General features: G+C 70.5%; 16 protein-coding genes and 1 other RNA gene. 6 read left to right on the forward strand and 11 right to left on the reverse strand.

The genetic code is table 11. From position 1 onward, the window contains the following. Positions 1-31: 31 nt before the first annotated feature. Positions 32-853 (reverse strand): zinc-ribbon domain-containing protein, encoded by an 822-nt coding sequence (locus tag JUB10_RS00490; protein WP_207453261.1) that lies wholly within the window; start codon positions 851-853, stop codon positions 32-34. Between the two features lie 173 nt (positions 854-1,026). Further along, a complete protein-coding gene (locus JUB10_RS00495; protein ID WP_207453263.1) occupies positions 1,027-2,004 on the reverse strand; it encodes an asparaginase domain-containing protein in 978 nt (325 codons plus the stop codon). A gap of 125 nt (positions 2,005-2,129) precedes the next feature. On the opposite strand from JUB10_RS00495, the gene JUB10_RS00500 reads away from it, so the two are divergent. The 5 genes from JUB10_RS00500 to JUB10_RS00520 all read left to right on the forward strand — a co-directional run bounded on the left by JUB10_RS00500 (position 2,130) and on the right by JUB10_RS00520 (position 6,988). Further along, entirely contained in the window at positions 2,130-3,101 is a 972-nt protein-coding gene (locus JUB10_RS00500) for a MetQ/NlpA family ABC transporter substrate-binding protein (protein WP_207453265.1), read from the forward strand. Between the two features lie 75 nt (positions 3,102-3,176). Continuing rightward, positions 3,177-4,205 carry a methionine ABC transporter ATP-binding protein gene (locus JUB10_RS00505; protein ID WP_207453267.1) on the forward strand — a complete coding sequence of 343 codons (1,029 nt, stop codon included), beginning with the start codon at positions 3,177-3,179 and terminating at the stop codon, positions 4,203-4,205. Between the two features lies 1 nt (position 4,206). Further along, on the forward strand, positions 4,207-4,866 hold the full coding sequence (locus tag JUB10_RS00510) for a methionine ABC transporter permease (protein WP_207453269.1): 660 nt from the start codon (positions 4,207-4,209) through the stop codon (positions 4,864-4,866). A gap of 182 nt (positions 4,867-5,048) precedes the next feature. Then, positions 5,049-6,062 (forward strand): helix-turn-helix transcriptional regulator, encoded by a 1,014-nt coding sequence (locus JUB10_RS00515; protein WP_207453271.1) that lies wholly within the window; start codon positions 5,049-5,051, stop codon positions 6,060-6,062. Positions 6,063-6,130: 68 nt separating this feature from the next. Beyond that, on the forward strand, positions 6,131-6,988 hold the full coding sequence (locus tag JUB10_RS00520) for an alpha/beta hydrolase (RefSeq protein ID WP_207453273.1): 858 nt from the start codon (positions 6,131-6,133) through the stop codon (positions 6,986-6,988). A 70-nt stretch (positions 6,989-7,058) separates the two neighbouring features. Here the strand turns inward: JUB10_RS00520 and ssrA are convergent. The 6 genes from ssrA to ftsE form a co-directional block, all read right to left on the reverse strand. After that, positions 7,059-7,433: a transfer-messenger RNA gene (gene ssrA, locus JUB10_RS00525) on the reverse strand. Positions 7,434-7,519: 86 nt separating this feature from the next. Further along, positions 7,520-8,461: an NAD(P)/FAD-dependent oxidoreductase gene (locus JUB10_RS00530; protein WP_207453275.1), complete on the reverse strand. Its 942-nt coding sequence runs from the start codon at positions 8,459-8,461 to the stop codon at positions 7,520-7,522. Between the two features lie 532 nt (positions 8,462-8,993). Continuing rightward, a complete protein-coding gene (locus tag JUB10_RS00535; RefSeq protein ID WP_207453277.1) occupies positions 8,994-10,472 on the reverse strand; it encodes an HNH endonuclease signature motif containing protein in 1,479 nt (492 codons plus the stop codon). A 104-nt stretch (positions 10,473-10,576) separates the two neighbouring features. Next, positions 10,577-11,053 carry an SsrA-binding protein SmpB gene (gene smpB / locus JUB10_RS00540; RefSeq protein ID WP_207453282.1) on the reverse strand — a complete coding sequence of 159 codons (477 nt, stop codon included), beginning with the start codon at positions 11,051-11,053 and terminating at the stop codon, positions 10,577-10,579. Positions 11,054-11,187: 134 nt separating this feature from the next. Beyond that, positions 11,188-12,099, reverse strand: a complete 912-nt coding sequence (gene ftsX, locus JUB10_RS00545) for a permease-like cell division protein FtsX (protein WP_207453283.1) — start codon at positions 12,097-12,099, stop codon at positions 11,188-11,190. Then, positions 12,099-12,833, reverse strand: a complete 735-nt coding sequence (gene ftsE / locus JUB10_RS00550) for a cell division ATP-binding protein FtsE (protein WP_207453284.1) — start codon at positions 12,831-12,833, stop codon at positions 12,099-12,101. The genes ftsX and ftsE overlap by 1 nt, the downstream gene beginning before the upstream one ends. 294 nt (positions 12,834-13,127) lie before the next feature. Here ftsE and JUB10_RS00555 point away from each other — a divergent pair, with 294 nt between their 5' ends. Continuing rightward, a complete protein-coding gene (locus tag JUB10_RS00555) occupies positions 13,128-14,012 on the forward strand; it encodes a manganese catalase family protein (protein WP_207453285.1) in 885 nt (294 codons plus the stop codon). Positions 14,013-14,396: 384 nt separating this feature from the next. Here JUB10_RS00555 and prfB read toward each other — a convergent pair whose 3' ends face one another. The 3 genes from prfB to lipB form a co-directional block, all read right to left on the reverse strand. Continuing rightward, positions 14,397-15,506, reverse strand: a complete 1,110-nt coding sequence (gene prfB / locus JUB10_RS00560) for a peptide chain release factor 2 (RefSeq protein WP_207453287.1) — start codon at positions 15,504-15,506, stop codon at positions 14,397-14,399. Between the two features lie 216 nt (positions 15,507-15,722). Next, a complete protein-coding gene (gene lipA, locus JUB10_RS00565; protein ID WP_207453289.1) occupies positions 15,723-16,706 on the reverse strand; it encodes a lipoyl synthase in 984 nt (327 codons plus the stop codon). Continuing rightward, positions 16,703-17,350: a lipoyl(octanoyl) transferase LipB gene (gene lipB / locus JUB10_RS00570; RefSeq protein WP_207453291.1), complete on the reverse strand. Its 648-nt coding sequence runs from the start codon at positions 17,348-17,350 to the stop codon at positions 16,703-16,705. Before lipB ends, lipA begins: the two co-directional genes overlap by 4 nt. Positions 17,351-17,472 lie beyond the last annotated feature (122 nt).

Consider the following 17,472-nt stretch of genomic DNA (forward strand, 5'->3'; position numbering starts at 1 on the left):
GGCATCCGTGTTCCGCACGGCTCCGCCTGGCTCACCGCAGGTACGCGTCGACCAGCAGGGGCCCGCGGATGACGCGGAGCTCGTCGAGCAGCCGCCCGTACAGCGACTTCGAGAGCGCGCCCGCCACCACGTCGTGCGGGCCCAGCGGTTGCAGCTTGCCGGTGCGCACCCGCACCACCTCCCAGCCGGCGTTGCGGAGCAGCCGGTCCTTGCGTCGGTCGGCCTGCTCGCGGCGGCCGACGTGCTCGAGCCCGTGACGCCCGGTGCTGTCGTACTCGATCGCGACGCGGAGCTCGGGCAGCAGGATGTCGGGCCACGCCTCGACGTGCTCGAAGAACGGCTGCGCGAGACGCACGGCGTTCGGGGTCTCGTCGAATGCGAGGCGGGCCGCGAGCTCCATGCGCAGTTCGGCCTCCACCGACGACGCGGGGACGGGGGCGCAGGCGCTGACGAACGGCGTGCCGACGGGGAGGTCGGGCGTCTTGCCGCACAGCGGCTTGGTCGGCCGCTTGGGTTTCGGCGGTGACCCCGCCGCCCGCGGAGTGCGCCCGACGGCGAGCGCCGCGCACTCGGGGCACCAGCTCGACCGCCGGCGCTCCCGGCCGGGGCGCGCCCGCTGCTCGGCGGGGGTCGCGACGAACACGTGGCCGACGTCGCACTGCCACTGCAGGAAGACCTCGGCGACGGGCGGGATCTGCGTGAGCGTGATCCCGGAGTTGAGGTCGGGGTGGTACTGCCGCACGAGCACCGGGTAGCTCGACCACTCGGCCCGGTAGGTGCCGACGGCGTAGGGCACGTCGGTGCCGCGGGAGAACTGCCTCCTCGCCCACCACGCCTCGACCGGTTCCGGCATGCCGGTCAGGGTAGGCAGGGCCACCGACATCCGGTGGCGAGGAACAACCCGGCGACCCGAACCGTTAGCCGATCGAGTCGGTCTCGACCTCCCGACGCAGCCGGTCACGTCGAATCACCGGGGAGCCCCGCACCTCGACCGACGCGTCTAATCGCCGCCAGCAGACCCCGGCCTCAGCCGATCGCCTCGAACCGCCGCTCGATCTCCTCGAGGCTCGCCCCGTCCGCGAGCAGCAGCCCGAGCAGCACCCGCGCCTTCGACGCCGTGAGGCTCGTGGCGAAGACGACGCCGGCCTTGCGCAGGTCGAGCTCGCTGCCCGCGTAGCCGTAGGTGGCCCGCGTCGTGGGTCCGCCCGCGATCCGCGAGGCGACGACGACCGGCAGCCGCTCGGCGATCCGGCGGACGGCCGGCATCGCGGGGGCGGCGACGTGCCCCGCGCCCATCGCGGCGATGACCGCTCCCCCGTACCCGAGGTCGGGCAGGGCGTCGAGCAGGCGCAGGTCGTCGCCCGCGCCCGCCTGCACGACCGCGACGGGCGGGACCGGGGCGGACGGCACGGGCAGCGGCTCGATCGGCGTGGGCGCGAGGGCGAAGCGGGCGCGGGCCTCGCTCACCCAGCCGATGGGGCCGACGGGCGGCGACGAGAACGCGTCGACGACGCCGGCGGAGTACTTCACGACGTAGCGGGCCGCGTGCAGCCGGTCGGCGAAGGCGACGACGACGCCGCGGCCCGGGTCGTGCTCGGCGAGGGCGGCGGCGACCGCGGCGGAGAGGTTGGCGGGGCCGTCGGCGCCCGCGGCATCCGCCCCGCGCATCGCGCCCGTGACGACGACCGGGATGCGCTGCGCGGCGCCGAGCAGCTCGAGCATGAACGCCGTCTCCTCGATGGTGTCGGTGCCCTGGGTCACGATCACGCCGGAGACGCCCCCGTCGGCGAGCACGTCGATCTCGCGGCGCACCGCGAGCACGTCGTCGGAGCTCAGCGCGGGCGAGGGCAGGGTGCGCAACGGCAGCGCGCCGAGTCGGACGTCGGGTGGCAGCACGAGCCCTCGCACGAGGTCGTCGCCGCCGTACACCGGCACGAGGCCGCCCGCCTCGTGGGCGACGGACGCGATGGTTCCACCGAGGGACAGCACGACGAGTTCACGCACGCACCGATCCTCCCAGCCTCGGGCGACTGCAACATTTCTCAACCTTCGAGCGGTCCTCAGCGTGCCTCGGCGACGATGGACGGGCGGGTTCTCCCGCCATCCCCACAGCACCGAAGGAATCACCCATGTCCGAGCAGACCCCGCTCGTCGCCCCGCCCAAGAAGCGCGGGCGCCTCATCGCGATCATCGCCGCGATCGCCGTCGTCGTCCTCGCGACCATCGGCATCATCGTCGCCGTCACCACGAGCAACAACGCGAACAGCAACGCCGCCTCCGGCGACGACGCGATCACCGAGGGCAAGGGCTCCCCGTCCGACCCGGTGCGCATCGGCGTCGTCGGCGCGAGCGACCCGTACTGGGACCTCTACGTCGACGCGGCCGCCGAGGAGGGCATCTCCATCGAGCTCGTCGACTTCACCGACTACGCGCAGCCGAACCCGGCGCTGACCGAGGGCGACCTGGACCTCAACCAGTTCCAGCACATCATCTACCTCGCGCAGTACAACACCTCCGCCGGTGAGGACCTCACCCCGATCGGCTCGACCGCGATCTACCCGCTCGGCCTCTACTCGACGCAGTACGAGAGCGTCGAGGACATCCCGGAGGGTGCCACCGTCGCCGTGCCGAACGACGCGTCGAACCTCGCCCGCTCGCTCCTCGTGCTCCAGGCCCAGGGCCTCGTCGAGCTGCAGGACGGCGGCAGCCCGTTCTCGACCATCGACGACGTGCTCCCCGGCTCGCGCGTCGAGGTGACGACCCTCGAGGCCGCCCTCACTCCGACGTCGCTGCCGGATGTCGCCGCCGCGATCATCAACAACGACTTCGTCGACGACGCCGGTCTCTCCTTCGACGACGCCCTCGCAACCGACGACCCCGCCGACCCGAGCGCGCAGCCGTACATCAACATCTTCGCCTCGCGTGCGGAGGACGCCGACAACGAGCTCTACCACCGCCTGGTCGAGATCTTCCAGTCGAGCTCCGACGTGACCGACGGGCTCGTCGAGGTCTCCGGCGACACCGCCGTGCTGACCGAGACCCCCGCCGAGGAACTGCAGGAGTCGCTCGAGACCGTCGAGGCCGAGCTCGCCCAGCAGTAGTACCGACGCTCCGGACGTGCCGGCCTCGCGAGAGCGGGTCGGCACGTCCTCGCGTCCGAGGCAAGAAGGAGGACCGTGCCGCTCATCAGCCTCACGAACGTGACGAAGACCTATCCGCCGCGCTCGAGGAACGAGAGCCCGACGCCCGCCGTCGACGGCGTCACCCTCGACGTCGAGCAGGGCGAGATCCACGGCATCATCGGCTACTCCGGCGCCGGCAAGAGCACCCTCGTGCGCCTCATCAACGCGCTCGAGCTGCCGACCTCCGGCAGCGTGACGGTCGACGGGCGCGAGCTCACCGGCCTGAAGGAGCGCGAGCTGCGCAAGGTGCGGCTCGGCATCGGCATGATCTTCCAGCAGTTCAACCTGTGGAACTCGAAGACCGTGTGGGGCAACATCGAGTACCCGCTCGCCGTCGCCGGCGTGCCGAAGGCGGAGCACCAGCGCCGCATCTCCGAGCTGCTGCACTTCGTGGGGCTCGTCGATCAGGCGCACGCCTACCCCGACCAGCTCTCGGGCGGGCAGAAACAGCGCGTCGGCATCGCCCGCGCGCTCGCCACGAACCCGAAGATCCTGCTCGCGGACGAGGCGACGAGCGCCCTCGACCCGGAGACGACCCGCGACGTGCTGGGCCTGCTTCGCCGCGTCAACGAGGAGCTCGGCATCACGATCGTCGTCATCACGCACGAGATGGAGGTCGTCCGCTCGCTCGCGCACCGCGTCGCCGTGATGGAGCGCGGCCGCATCGTCGAGCACGGCGACGTGTTCGACGTGTTCTCCAACCCGCAGTCGCAGGCCGCCAAGCGCTTCGTCGCGGGGGTCGTCGCGACCGCGCCGGAGGGCGAGACGCTCGAGGCGCTGCGCTCGCGGCATCCGGGGCGCATCGTGTCGTTCGCGTTCGCCGACGGCGGCACGGGCCAGTCGGCGATCTTCCTCGAACTGACCCGCCGCGGGGTGACGTTCGAACTCGTGCACGGCGGCATCGACGACATCCGGGGCCGCACGTTCGGCACGATCACGCTCGCGCTCACGGGCGACGAGCGCTCGATCGACGAGGCGCTCGCGACCCTCACCCCCGTCGCGACGATCACGGAGGCGGTGTGACATGGACCGGCTGATCGAACTCATGCCCCGCCTGTGGCTCTCGGCGTGGGAGACCGTCTACCTCGTCGGCATCGCGATGGTCATCGGCGGGCTGCTCGGCCTGCTCCTGGGCCTCGCGCTGTACCTGACGCGTCCGGGCAACCTGCTGCAGAACCGCACCGTGTTCGCGGTGCTCAACGTGATCGTCAACACGTTCCGGCCGATCCCGTTCATCATCCTGCTCGCGGCGGTGCAGCCGCTCGCGCGCCTCGTGGTGGGCACCGGCATCGGCAACAGCGCGGTGATCTTCGGCCTCGTCGTTGGCTCGTTCTTCGCGATCAGCCGCATCGTCGAGCAGAACCTGCTCACGGTGCAGCCGGGCGTGATCGAGGCGGCGCGCTCCGTCGGGGCGGGGCCGTGGCGGATCATCCGCACGATCCTGATCCCCGAGGCGCTGGGGCCGCTGATCCTCGGCTACACGTTCATCGTGATCGCCGTCATCGACATGTCGGCGGTCGCGGGCCTCATCGGCGGCGGCGGGCTCGGCAACTTCGCCATCCAGTACGGCTACCGACTGTTCGACCCCGTCGTGACGTGGGCCGCGGTGATCCTCATCATCGTGCTCGTGCAGTTCACGCAGGTCATCGGCAACTCGCTCGCCCGCGCGGTGATGCGGCGCTGAGCCGAGCGGAATCGACGGATGCCCCGGGGCTCGCGCCTCGGGGCATCCGTGTTTCCGGGCGTCCTCCGCCTCTGAGAGCGCGACCACGGCTTGGCGCCACCCCCGTGATGGGAGGGCCGACTCGGTCGTAGAGTGCGCGCGAACCCTCCAGCTCGCGCACCACCAGCCTCCGGGATGACGCCATGGAACAGTTCGAACTCGACGCGCTGCCGAGCGCCGACCGGATGCCGCTGCTCGACGAGATCGCCAGGCAGGCCTCCGTGTCGTTCCGAGCCCATCCTCTCGATCCGGCCAAGCCCGTTCGGTTCTCCCACGGCAGCAGGTTCTTCCACGAGGTGAACGTCACCCAGACGCAGTTCGGCAACTGGCTCGGCCGTCGCACCGCCGCACAGGCCCGCGACGGCTCGCAGCCCCGTCTCGTCCTCGGCGCGCCGGCGGCGGCGATGACGTTCGAACAGCACTCGCGGCAGGTCTCGACCCATGGCGGTGGGCTCGTGCCGATATGGAGCATCTCTCCGTGGCGGGTCGCCGTGGACCGGCCGGCCGGCTTCCGCGCGGTCTCCCTGCCGCTCGAGGCGCTGGGGCTGCCGTACGTGCTGCTGCGCGACCTCGTCGGTCGCGACCTCGGAACGAGTCCGCTCGGGAGTTTCGTGGCGCAGCACCTCGCCAATCTCGCGCGTCTTCCCGACCTCGCGCCTGAGGAGGAGGCGTCGCTCGCCGGGCCGACGATCGATCTCGTCCGGGCCATGCTCACCGCCGCGGCGGGCGACGAGTTCCGCGGGCGCGAACCGCTCGCGCGAACTTTGGGCGCCCGGATCATGGCGTTCCTGCAGGTGCACGCGACCGATCCCGAGCTGTCGGCCGAGTCCGTCGCCGCTCATTTCGGCATCTCACGCCGCTACCTCTTCGCTCTCATGAGCGGGAGGGGCATCGCGATGCACGAGTGGGTGCGCGAGGAACGGCTGCGTCGGGCGGCCGCCCTGCTCGTCGACCCGGCGAACGGGCGGGTGTCCATCGCGGCGGTGGCGCAGCGTTCGGGTTTCGTCGATCACTCCTCGTTCTCGCGGGCCTTCCGCCGTCGCTTCGGGTGCACGCCCTCGGAGTGGCCGCGACTCGACGACGCCGAACGCGCCCGTCTGCTGAAGGCCGTCGAGCACGGACTGCACGATCGGCACAGCAAGCTGCACGCGGTGTGAAGGCGGGTCCGTGACCGCCGTCGATAGCGTCCAGGCATCCGCTCGCCGACTCACCGATTGGACAGACCATGACCGCTCCGACAGGCAGCAAAGCGACGATCGTCCTCGTGCACGGACTGTGGATGACACCGTCCAGCTGGGACACCTGGGCCACCCGCTTCCGGGAGCAGGGGCACGAGGTGCTCGTACCGGGTTGGCCCGGCATCGACGACCGCTCCCCCTCCGACGTACGACGGGACCCGAGCGCGCTCGAAGGCCTCCGCCTCACCGCCGTGGTCGACCACTACGACCGGATCATCCGTGCCCTGCCGACGCCGCCGATCATCATGGGTCACTCGTTCGGCGGGCTCTTCACGCAGATGCTGCTCGACCGGGGCCTCGGGTCCGCCGGAGTGGCTGTGACACCCGCGCAGCCCGCCGGCGTCACCGTGCTGCCGCCGTCCACTCTCCGCACGGGCTTCCCGATCCTCCGTAACCCCTTCGCGATCAACCGGGCGACGCCGATCAGCAAGGCTCACTTCCACTACACCTTCGGCAACGACCTCTCCCGCGCCGAGTCCGACCGCGAGTGGGAGGCGAGCGCCGTGAACTCGGTCAACCGGCTGTTCTTCGAGGGCGTCCTCTCGGTGCCCCGGCCGCGGAGCGGGGTGACGAGGGTGGACTTCGCCAAGCCCGACCGGGCGCCGCTGCTGCTCATCTCGGCGGAGATCGACCACGTCGCGCCCCCGGCGATCCAGAAGGCGCTCGTGAAGAAGTACGCGGCCGGGCCGTCGCTCGTGGAGCGGATCGAGTTCCCCGGCCGCAGCCACCGCATCGTCAGCCAGCGAGGCTGGGAGGAGGTCGCGGACCAGGCACTCGAGTGGGCGGTCGCTCACGCCGGCTCCGCGCTCCGCCCCCAGCCGACGCGGGAACAACAGCCGGGCTGAGCGGACCCCGGAAACACGAAAGGCCGCCCCACGGGGCGGCCTTTCGGTCAACAGCGCGACAACGGCCAAATGGTGGAGATGGGGGGAATTGAACCCCCGTCCATCGCTGGAATTCCACGTCTTCTACGGGCGTAGCCTGTGAAAGCGTTCTACTCGGCTCCGACCTTCGCCACAGGCACCTAGGTCGACGAGCCCAGTCTCAGTTCGAGTCCCGCGTGTCCCTGAGACACGAACACGCAGCAAGTTCCCTAAATGACGCCAGCAACCGGGGCGGGAACGAAACCCGGGCTGACGGACCTCATAGGACTCTTACTTAGGCAGCAAGAGCGAGGTCGGTGCGCTTGGAATTGGCACCTATGTTTTGCAGACATCGTTAACGAGATAAGCCTGCATCCTCGGCCCGCTTCCCGCGGTCTAGCAGACGATGTCGAAACCGATCATCCCCATGCGGTGGGCCGTTGTCGCGCTGTTGAGTTACCAATTCCCTTTCGGGAGCCCTCGATTCTACGTCGCCGAGGGCGCCACCGCTACTCAGGTGGCGGCGGGCGGACCCACCACCGCCGAGACGAGGGCGGATGCCACGTCGTCGTCGAGCAGCGACTGGTTCACGCTCGTTCCCACGCGCGCCCCTTCGGCGGCGGAGTTCACGAGCTGAGCAACAGTGTCAACCACGTTGCCGGCCGCGTATATTCCCGCGACGCTCGTCGCCCCCGCCGCGTTGACGACGACCGCGTTCGGCGGGGCGTCGGCGGTCGCGCAGCCGACCTGCTTCAGGAGCTCGTCGAGCGGCTCGACGGTCGACGTCACGAAGGCGACGTCGAGCTCGTAGGGCATGCCGCCGACGCGGATGACGAGCGGCCCGGCATCCGTCACCTCCTCGACGTCGCCCGGCACGATCTGCACGCCACGAGCGAGGAGCTGTCGCTCCTCGTCCTCGCTGAGGCGCCAGCAGTGCGGGAAGAAGGTGACGTCGTCGCTCCATTGCGTCAGCAGCAGCGCGGTGTGCACCGACCAGGAGTTGAAGCCGAGCACGGCGATGCGCTGCTCGCGGTGCTCCCAGCCATGGCAGTACGGGCAGGAGAGTACGCGGCGGCCCCACTGCTCCTCGAGGCCCGGGATGTCGGGGAGGCGGTCGTGGAGCCCGGTCGCGACGACGACCCTGTTGGCGGTGAGCTCGCCGTCCTCGAGGCGGAGGGTGAACTCGTTGATCTGCCCCTCGATCGCGAGGACGCGGCCGGGGCGCACCTCGACGTCGTAGCGCTCCACCTCGGCGCGGCCTCGTTCGAGGAGTTCCGAGGGCGGGACGCCGTCGTGGCCGAGGAACCCGTGGGCGAGGTGCGCGTAGCGGTTGCGGGGCTCCCCCGCGTCGACGACGATCACGCGCCGACGGGACCGACCGAGCACGAGCGCGGCGCTCAGGCCGGCGACGCCTCCGCCGACGACGACGACCTCTGCCGTGGCATCCGCTGTCATGTGCTCCAGCGTTACCGGCGAACCTCCCGGTGCGCCGTGAGGGAGCGGAGTGGGAGCAGCGGGTGCGGGCGCGCAGCGGTTACCCGCAGCTCGCGCTGAGGCAGGATGGCTGGACTCAGACCGGCGCGAGCTGAGGCAAAACGCTGCACGAATGACTCTCACGAGCTGAGGCAAGGCGCTGCACCACTCGCCACGGCGCGAGGCAGGGCTGCCGCGCCCAGCCCCCACGCGAGCCGGTGCACACCGCTCACCGCCCACCGCCGAGCAAGCGGGGCCAACTTGCAGCACAACCCCCTGCGCCCCGAGCAAGACGGCACCACCACCCCTCCGCCCGCGACAGAACCTGCGGCAGCCACTCCCAGCGCGCCGGGCAGGACGTGCCGACCCTTCTTCCACGATCCGGAGCGACGCGCAGCTCGACTAGGTCAGCCCGAGCTGGGCAAAGAAGGTGGCACCGGCCCAGCGGGGAGCCCCCGTAGGCCGGCGCGCAGCGGCTGGCCCGCGAGCAGGCGTCACCCCACCTACATCGCGATTAGCCCGCCGCGTCGAGTCCGCGCATGAGCTCGGACAGCTCGTCCTTCAGCTGCTCGTGTTCCGACCAGAGCCGGTGCCACTCATCCGGCCACTCCGCTCGCGCCCACTCGTCGTCGGCCTTGCTCTCGAGGTAGTCGAGCAGCTCGTCGCTCACCCCGCCGAGGGGCGCCGCGGCGGCTGTCGGAGAAGCACCGCCCATGGTCTTGGCCGCCTCGCAGACGTAGGTGCGGCCGGAGGGAGCCGTCCATTCGAGCGTGCCGCGGTCGTCGAGGTGCCGGTAGTTCCAGGTCGAGTGGTGTTTCAGCGCGTGGTGGCTCTTGCAGAGGTGCGCGAGGTTGTCGTGGTCGGTGCCACCGCCGAGCGCCCAGTCCGAGCAGTGGTCGAGTTCGCACCGGCGGGCCCCGCGTCCGCAGCCGGGGAAACGGCAGGTCTCGTCGCGCACGCGGAGCCAGCGGCGAAGGTCCTCCGGCACGCGGTAGCTCGTGCGGTCGACGGCGAGCACCGCGCCGCTGACCGGATGGGTGAGCAACCGCTGGAACGAGGGTGCCGCCGCGGCGAGGCGCTTGGCCGTGTCGTCGTCGATTGGGCCGTAGCCCTCGAGCTCCGCGGACTCATCGGACCGCCCGAGCAGCGTGAGCACCGGCACCGTGACGTGCACCGAGGGAACCACGGCGGAGAGCCAGGAGCGGTCGGCGACGTCGAGCGGGCCGTGCAGCAGCGCATCGGCCAGGAGGTCCGCGCGCAACTGCGACCGGGTGCGCTCGTCCGCGTCGGTGCCGGCTGCCGTCGCCGCTGACTCGAGACGATCGTGGATCGCGTGAGCCTGCGCCGCCGGGAGGAGCGCCTCGAGCCAGGCCATGCCGTCCTTCGCCGGCGAGACGCAGACGGTTCGGTCCGCCGCGGCGAGGCGGTGCCGCTCCGCCGCCTGCTCGGGATGCAGCCGCTCGACCATCGTGCGGAGCCTGCGGGCGAGCCTCCCCGACGTCGTCGTGCGGGCGAGACGGCTGCCCTCGCGGTCGATCACACCCCGGTCGTCGGGGCTCAGGCCAAGGCTGGCGGACGCGATTTCCGAGGCGTGGCGGAGCGAGATGGCGCCCGCCGACAGCGCGGCCGCGGTCTGCGGCAGTTCGTCGAGCGCGGTCGCGAGATCGAGCCAGACGTCCGCCTGCCGTTCTGACACCCGCAGGGCGACGGACATCTCGGCACGGTCCGACCGGTAGGCGAACTCGGCGGAGACGCGGAACTGGACTCGCTGTCCACCGTCGGACAGGAGCAGCCGCTCGCCGTTCTCACGCAAGCGTCGCGTCCATTCGAGGAGCTCGGCCTCGGCGCGGGAGCGCGCCTCCTGCGCGGCGACCAGACCGGCCACGATGAGCCCGCGCTCGGCGAGCAGCGCGGGCCCGATGTCATCCGTTCCCGCCTCGGCGCCCGAGGGCGCGACGAGGAGGGAAGGCTCGCGCTGGTCCCCCGCCGACATGACCCAACTCAAGCAGCGACCACCGACATCGCAAGGTGCCGGGGGCGTCCTGCTGGGCGGCCGACTAAGGAGTCGCCCAGCCAGCGTAGGCGGAGGGGCGCCGTCTACTCCCCGCGCAGGTTCCGCGTGCGCATGGCCCGCTCGGCCTCGCGCTTGTCCTGCTTCTCGCGCAGGGCCTGACGCTTGTCGTACTCGCGCTTGCCCTTTGCGACCGCGATCTCGACCTTCGCGCGTCCGTCGGAGAAGTAGATGCTCAGCGGGACGAGCGTGTACCCGCCCTCCTTCACCTTGTTCGCGATCTTGATGATCTGCTCCTTGTGCAGGAGCAGCTTGCGCTTGCGGCGGGGCGGGTGATTGGTCCAGGTGCCCTCGTTGTACTCCGGGATGTGCACGGCGTCGAGCCACGCCTCGTTCCCGTCGACGAACGCGTAGCCGTCGACCAGGGACGCGCGACCGGCCCGCAGTGACTTGACCTCGGTACCCGTGAGCACCATGCCGGCCTCGTAGGTGTCCTCGATCGTGTAGTCGTGGCGGGCCTTGCGATTCGTGGCCACGACCTTCTGGCCCCGTTCCCTAGGCACGGTTCATCCTCTCGACAGGGCCGTCCCCGGAGCGGAAACGGCAGCGCACCAGCTTACCGAAAGCCTGCCGGACGGCGTCTGGAAGCGAGGCGAACGGATGTCAGGCGCGCGACGTCGCCCGGATGCCGGGCCTCCTAGACCCGCAGGTACCGGCTGATCGCCACGTTCGCCGACGCCGCCGCGAGCAGCGCGCCTATGCCGAGCAGGATCGGCACCACGATCAGGGCGTCGTCCACCGAGATGAACGAGATGGTCGTGAGCGTCGACGACAGGTAGCCCTGCACGAAGAAGTACACGATCCCGACGATCGCGGCCCCCGCCAGCACCGACCCGAGCAGCGCGGCGAGCACGCCCTCGAGCACGAACGGCGTCTGGATGAAGCGATTGGACGCGCCGACGAGCCGCATGATGCTGAGCTCGCGCCGCCGGCTGAACGCCGACAGCCGGATCGTCGTCGCGATCAGCAGCACCGCCGCGACGAGCATGAGCACGGCGATCGCGACGGCCGTGATCGAGGCCGCGTTCAGCACCGAGAAGATCTGGTCGAGGTAGCTGCGCTGGTCGACCACGCTCTCGACACCCGCGAGCGACGACAGGCTGTCGTGCAGCAGCTCCGCGTCATCCGGGTCCGCGAGCTTCACCCAGAACGCCTCGCTCAGCAGGTCGGGCGTGACGAGGTCGGCGACCGCGTTGCCCTCGAACTGCTCCTGGAAGCGCGTGTACGCCTGGTCGTGGTTCTCGAACTCGAACGACTCGACGTACGGCGCGAGCGTCTCGGACTGCAGCTGCGCCTGGACGGCGTCCTTCTGCTCCTGCGACGCCTCGGCCTGGTTGCAGGTGCCCAGCGACACGGGCGAGCACAGGTACACCGCGACCTCGGCCCGGTCGTACCAGAACCCCTTCATCTGGTTCACCTGGAACTGCAGCAGGATCGCCGCCCCGACGAACGTCAGCGAGATGAACGTGACGAGCACGACGGAGACGACCATCGAGAGGTTGCGGGCGAGGCCCTGGCCGACCTCCCGCCAAATCAGCGACCAGCGCATCAGCGCACCACCCCGGTGCCGCCGAGCGAGAACTCCTGCACGGGCACGGCGGCGGTGACGTAGCCGCCCTCGCGCTCGTCGCGCATGACCTGACCGGCCGAGAGCTCGACGACGCGGCGCTGCATCTGGTCGACGATGCCGGCGTCGTGGGTGGCCATGACGACGGTCGTGCCGCCCGAGTTGATGCGCTCGAGCAGCGTCATGATGCCCTGCGAGGTGGAGGGATCGAGGTTTCCCGTCGGCTCGTCGGCGAGCAGGATCGCCGGCTTGTTGACGATCGCGCGGGCGATCGCGACGCGCTGCTGCTCACCGCCGGAGAGCTCGTGGGGGTAGCGCGCGGTCTTCGACGCGAGGCCGACCATCTTGAGCGTGTCGGGCACGGCCTCCTGGATGAAGCCCTTGCTCTTGCCGATCACCTGCAGAGTGAACGCGACGTTGTCGAACACGGTCTTGTTCGGCAGCAGGCGGAAGTCCTGGAACACGACGCCGATGTTGCGCCGGAAGAACGGCACCTTGCGATTCGGGATGCTGCCGAGGTCCTGCCCCAGCACGTGGATGCGCCCCTTGCTGGGTCGCTCCTCCTTCAGCACGAGGCGCAGGAAGCTCGACTTCCCGGAGCCGGACGCTCCGACGAGGAAGACGAACTCCCCCTTGAGGATCTCGATGCTGACGTCGTTCAGTGCTGGTCTCGAGTTGCTCGCATAGAACTTGGAGACCGAATCGAACCTGATCATGGCGGGTCAAGGCTAGGCAGGCGCCCGCGATCCCCCGGCAACCGGGGCGGCGCGCCGCGGGATAGCGGCCGGATGAGGCGTGAGCGCGACCACCAGGCAGACCGGCAGTCCATGAGGGCGCCCGGTGCGACGAATTGTCGGCGCCCGCCCCGACCTTGGCAACCCCTTTCCGCCGCACGTCCGCTGCGGGCTCTCTCCGCGTTCGGTTGGAGTCCGGGTCAACCCTCTTCCCCTGTCCGAACGGTCAGGGGAACGTGAGCAGAGGTTGTTCGACCCCGACCAGAAGGAGTGAGGATGTTCTTCCACCGCCAGGAGACGCAACACGAGATCAAGCCGGACCGTCCCGACGCCGTCTACGCCCGCAAGCTGCAGGAGGTGCTCGGCGGCCAGTACGGCGAGATCAGCGTCGCCATGCAGTACGGCTTCCAGGCGTGGAACGCCCACATCCCCGGCAAGTACCGCGACCTCCTCTACGGGATCGGCGCCGAGGAGTTCGGCCACGTCGAGATGCTCGCGATCATGATCGCCCGCCTGCTCGAGAACAGCCCCCTCGGCATCACCGATGACGACGTGCAGTCCGACCCGGTCGTCGCCGCGGTCGTCGGCGGCACCGACGTGCAGCACGCGATCGTCGCGGGCGCCGGCGCCCGTCCGGTCGACAGCATGGGCAACCCGTGGCAGGGCTCCTACATCACGGCATCCGGCAACATGCTCGCCGACTTCACGGCCAACGCGAACGCCGAGATGCAGGGCCGACTGCAGGCCGCCCGGCTCTACCACATGACCGACGACCACGGCGTGCGGGACCTCCTGGGCTTCCTCATCGCCCGAGACACGATGCACCAGAACCAGTGGATCGCCGCCGCCGCCGAGTTGCAGCAGGAGAAGCTCGAGGAGATCCCGGTGCCCAGCAACTTCCCGCAGCGCAAGGAGGACCAGGACGTGAACCACGTCTACATCAACTTCTCCGACGGCAAGAACGCGGCGGACGGCAGCTGGGCGAGCGGTCCCACCCCCGACGGCAAGGGTCAGTTCTCCTACCAGGAGGCGGAGCAGGGCACCTACGTTCCCATGCCCCCGCCCACGCACCCCGACTCGCGCTTCTACGGCACGACCGAGCTCCCCAACACGATGGAGAAGATCGCCGGCACCGTGCAGGACAAGCTCAAGAAGGAGTAGCCGAGCGGACGCCGCGGGCGGGCCGCACTCGAGCCGCCCGCTCGCACTCGTCGACCGACGGATGCCGCGGGGCTCGCGCCTCGCGGCATCCGCACGTCCGCCGATTGCGCGGTAACTGCTGACTCGCATCACGGCGGTCAGCAGTCACTCCGCACTCGGCGGCGCGAGTCCGGCCCTCCTCGAGAGACGTCCGGCAGACACGCCGCACTCCCGGCGGCTTCGCAGCCTGCGGCGCGATCATCCGGAGAAGAGGACTCACGTGCCCGCGGAGTCCGGGCCCCAGGGCGAGCCGTCGTCGTCCGAGCGCCGCCGGCGGAGCATTCGCGTGGGAGCTGTCCGCGGGCACGTGCACCCCTCGCAGAGCCCGTGAACCCCTAGCGGGCGTCAGTCCTCGTCGTCGCGCTTGCGCCAGCGGATGCCGGCGTTGATGAAGCCGTCGAGGTCGCCGTCGAACACGGCGCCCGGGTTGTTTACTTCGTGCTCGCTCCGCAGGTCCTTGACCATCTGGTACGGCGCGAGGACGTAGGAGCGGATCTGGTCGCCCCAGCTCGCCGTGATGTTGCCGGCGAGCTCCTTCTTCTTCGCGTTCTCCTCCTCGCGCTTCAGCAGGAGCAGGCGCGACTGGAGCACGCGCATCGCGGCGGCGCGGTTCTGGATCTGGCTCTTCTCGTTCTGCATCGAGACGACGGTGCCGGTCGGGATGTGCGTGATGCGCACGGCCGAGTCCGTCGTGTTGACGGACTGACCGCCGGGACCGGACGAGCGGAACACGTCGACGCGGATGTCGTTCTCCGGGATGTCGATGGACTCCGTCTCCTCCATGAGCGGGATCACCTCGACGGCGGCGAAGGACGTCTGACGCTTGCCCGCGGCGCCGAACGGCGACATCCGCACGAGGCGGTGGGTGCCGGCCTCGACCGAGAGGGTGCCGAACGCGTAGGGCGCGTCGACCTCGAAGGTCGCGGACTTGATGCCCGCCTCCTCCGCGTAGCTCGTGTCCATGACGGTGACGGGGTACTTGTGCTTCTCCGCCCAGCGCAGGTACATGCGCAGCAGCATCTCGGCGAAGTCGGCGGCGTCGACGCCGCCCGCACCGGCGCGGATCGTGATGACCGCGGGCCGGTCGTCGTACTCGCCGTCGAGCAGGGTCTGCACCTCGAGCTCGCCGACGATCTTCTGGATGTCCGAGAGCTCGCGCCGCGCCTCCTCGGCGCTCTCCTCGTCCTCGGCCTCGTTGGCGAGCTGCACGAGCACCTCGAGGTCGTCGAGGCGGGCGTCGATCGTGCTGATCCGCTCGAGGTCGCTCTGGGCGTGGCTGAGGGCGCTCGTGACCTTCTGCGCCTCCTCGGGGTCGTCCCAGAGGTCGGGGGCGCCCGCCTTCTCGCTGAGGTCGGCGATCTGCGCCACGAGCCGCTCGACTCCGACGACCGCCTTGATGTCGGAGAAGGTCGAGCGGAGGGCGGAGATTTCGGCGGAGAGGTCGAGCTCGTTCATGGCGCAGCAAGCCTACTTGCCGCGCCCGTGCATGCCCGCCGGATGCCGCAGGGCGGGCCGGCCCGGTAAGGACCGGCCCGCCTCCGGCGGCTCCGCCGCGCGTCATCCGAAGCGAGCGGCCGAACTCTCCCGGCTCAGCCGCGTGTCATTCAGAGCGAGCGGCCGAACTTCGCCCGCTCAGCCGCGCGTCATCCGGAGTCGCCCCTTGTCGCGACGTCACACCGCCTGGGCGAACTCCGCCTTCTCGGCGAGGTGCGCGAGGTGCGGCGGGATCTCCCGGCCCTTCGCGACCATCGACCGCGCCCACAGCCGCCCCGCACGATAGCTCGAGCGCACGAGCGGACCGGCGAGCACGCCCAGGAAGCCGAGTTCCTCGGCCTCCTCCTTAATCTCGACGAACTCCGCCGGGTTGACCCAGCGCGCCACCGGCAGGTGCCGCGGCGAGGGCCGCAGGTACTGCGTCACCGTGATGATGTCGCAGCCCGCCTCCCGCAGCGCGACGAGCGCCTCGCTGATCTCCGCGCGCTCCTCCCCCATGCCGAGGATGAGGTTCGACTTCGTGATGAGCCCGGCACTCTGCGCCTGCGTCAGCACGTCGAGGCTCCGCTCGAACCGGAACGCGGGCCGGATGCGCTTGAAGATGCGCGGCACCGTCTCGACGTTGTGCGCGAACACCTCGGGCCGCGACGAGAACACCTCGGCGAGGAGATCCGGGATTCCCGAGAAGTCCGTGGCGAGGATCTCGACCCCGGTGCCGGGGTTCGCCGCGTGGATCGCCCGCACGGTCTCGGCGTGCAGCCACGCCCCCTCGTCGGGCAGGTCGTCGCGGGCGACGCCGGTGACGGTCGCGTAGCGCAAGCCCATCGCCGTCACCGACTCCGCGACGCGCCGCGGCTCGTCTCGGTCGTAGTCCGCGGGCTTGCCCGTGTCGATCTGGCAGAAGTCGCAGCGCCGGGTGCACTGGCTGCCGCCGATGAGGAAGGTCGCCTCGCGGTCCTCCCAGCACTCGAAGATGTTGGGGCAGCCCGCCTCCTGGCAGACGGTGTGCAGGTTCTCGGCCTTCACGAGGCCCTGCAGCGCCTGGTACTCGGGCCCCATCCGGGCCCGCGTCTTGATCCACTCGGGCTTCTTCTCGATCGGCGTCGCGGCGTTGCGCGCTTCGATGCGCAGCATCCGGCGGCCGTCGGGGTGCGCGGTCATGCCGCCACCTCCCGCCGGGCGGCGACGCGCGACCAGTGCTCGTCGAACGTCGCCGACACCAGATCGACCACGTCCTCCGGGGTCACGGTGCGGCCGAGCTCGCGGCTGATCGAGGTGACCCCCGCGTCGTCGAGCCCGCACGCCACGATGTGCCTGTAGGCCTCGAAGCCGTTCGAGCAGTTGAGCGAGAAGCCGTGCATCGTGACGCCGTCGGCGACGCGCACGCCGATCGCGGCGATCTTGTCGCGGCCGCGGAGCCACACCCCGCTGCGGCCGTCGACGCGCTCGCCCGGCACCCCGAGCGCCGCGAGAACGTCGATCAGCACCGCCTCGAGCGTGCGGACGTACGCGACCACGTCGCGCGGCTCCGGCAGCCGGAGGATCGGGTATCCGACGAGTTGACCCGGCCCGTGCCAGGTGATCTTGCCGCCGCGATCGACGTCGACGACGGGCGAACCGTCGTCGGGCCTCTCGTGGGGCTCGGTCCTCTTGCCCGCGGTGTAGACCGACGGGTGCTCGAGGAGAAGGACGGTGTCTGGCGCCCGACCGCTCGCGACATCCGCGTGCAGGGCACGCTGGATCTCCAGAGCGGTCGAATACGGCACGGAGTTGGCGCTTAGCCCCGTGACGACGTAGTCGACCACGGGGCGACTCTACGCCTCGCGGCATCCGGTCGCCTGTCCATCCGAGTGGCGCCTCTTCGGGGTCGGCGGCGTCGGACGCGAGGCGCCGGCGGTCCGAGTGGGCAACGCGTCGGTGAGTGAGC

The organism is Desertivibrio insolitus (assembly GCF_017355965.1).
Lineage (GTDB): Bacteria > Actinomycetota > Actinomycetes > Actinomycetales > Microbacteriaceae > JAFIQW01.

Excerpts from the sequence above, each read along its gene's own strand:
- JUB10_RS00490 (WP_207453261.1), bottom strand. The coding sequence starts at position 853 with ATGCCGGAACCGGTCGAGGCGTGGTGGGCGAGGAGGCAGTTCTCCCGC.
- JUB10_RS00500 (WP_207453265.1), top strand. The coding sequence starts at position 2,130 with ATGTCCGAGCAGACCCCGCTCGTCGCCCCGCCCAAGAAGCGCGGGCGC.
- JUB10_RS00510 (WP_207453269.1), top strand. The coding sequence starts at position 4,207 with ATGGACCGGCTGATCGAACTCATGCCCCGCCTGTGGCTCTCGGCGTGG.
- JUB10_RS00515 (WP_207453271.1), top strand. The coding sequence starts at position 5,049 with ATGGAACAGTTCGAACTCGACGCGCTGCCGAGCGCCGACCGGATGCCG.
- JUB10_RS00520 (WP_207453273.1), top strand. The coding sequence starts at position 6,131 with ATGACCGCTCCGACAGGCAGCAAAGCGACGATCGTCCTCGTGCACGGA.
- JUB10_RS00530 (WP_207453275.1), bottom strand. The coding sequence starts at position 8,461 with ATGACAGCGGATGCCACGGCAGAGGTCGTCGTCGTCGGCGGAGGCGTC.
- JUB10_RS00535 (WP_207453277.1), bottom strand. The coding sequence starts at position 10,472 with ATGTCGGCGGGGGACCAGCGCGAGCCTTCCCTCCTCGTCGCGCCCTCG.
- ftsX (WP_207453283.1), bottom strand. The coding sequence starts at position 12,099 with ATGCGCTGGTCGCTGATTTGGCGGGAGGTCGGCCAGGGCCTCGCCCGC.
- ftsE (WP_207453284.1), bottom strand. The coding sequence starts at position 12,833 with ATGATCAGGTTCGATTCGGTCTCCAAGTTCTATGCGAGCAACTCGAGA.
- JUB10_RS00555 (WP_207453285.1), top strand. The coding sequence starts at position 13,128 with ATGTTCTTCCACCGCCAGGAGACGCAACACGAGATCAAGCCGGACCGT.
- prfB (WP_207453287.1), bottom strand. The coding sequence starts at position 15,506 with ATGAACGAGCTCGACCTCTCCGCCGAAATCTCCGCCCTCCGCTCGACC.
- lipA (WP_207453289.1), bottom strand. The coding sequence starts at position 16,706 with ATGACCGCGCACCCCGACGGCCGCCGGATGCTGCGCATCGAAGCGCGC.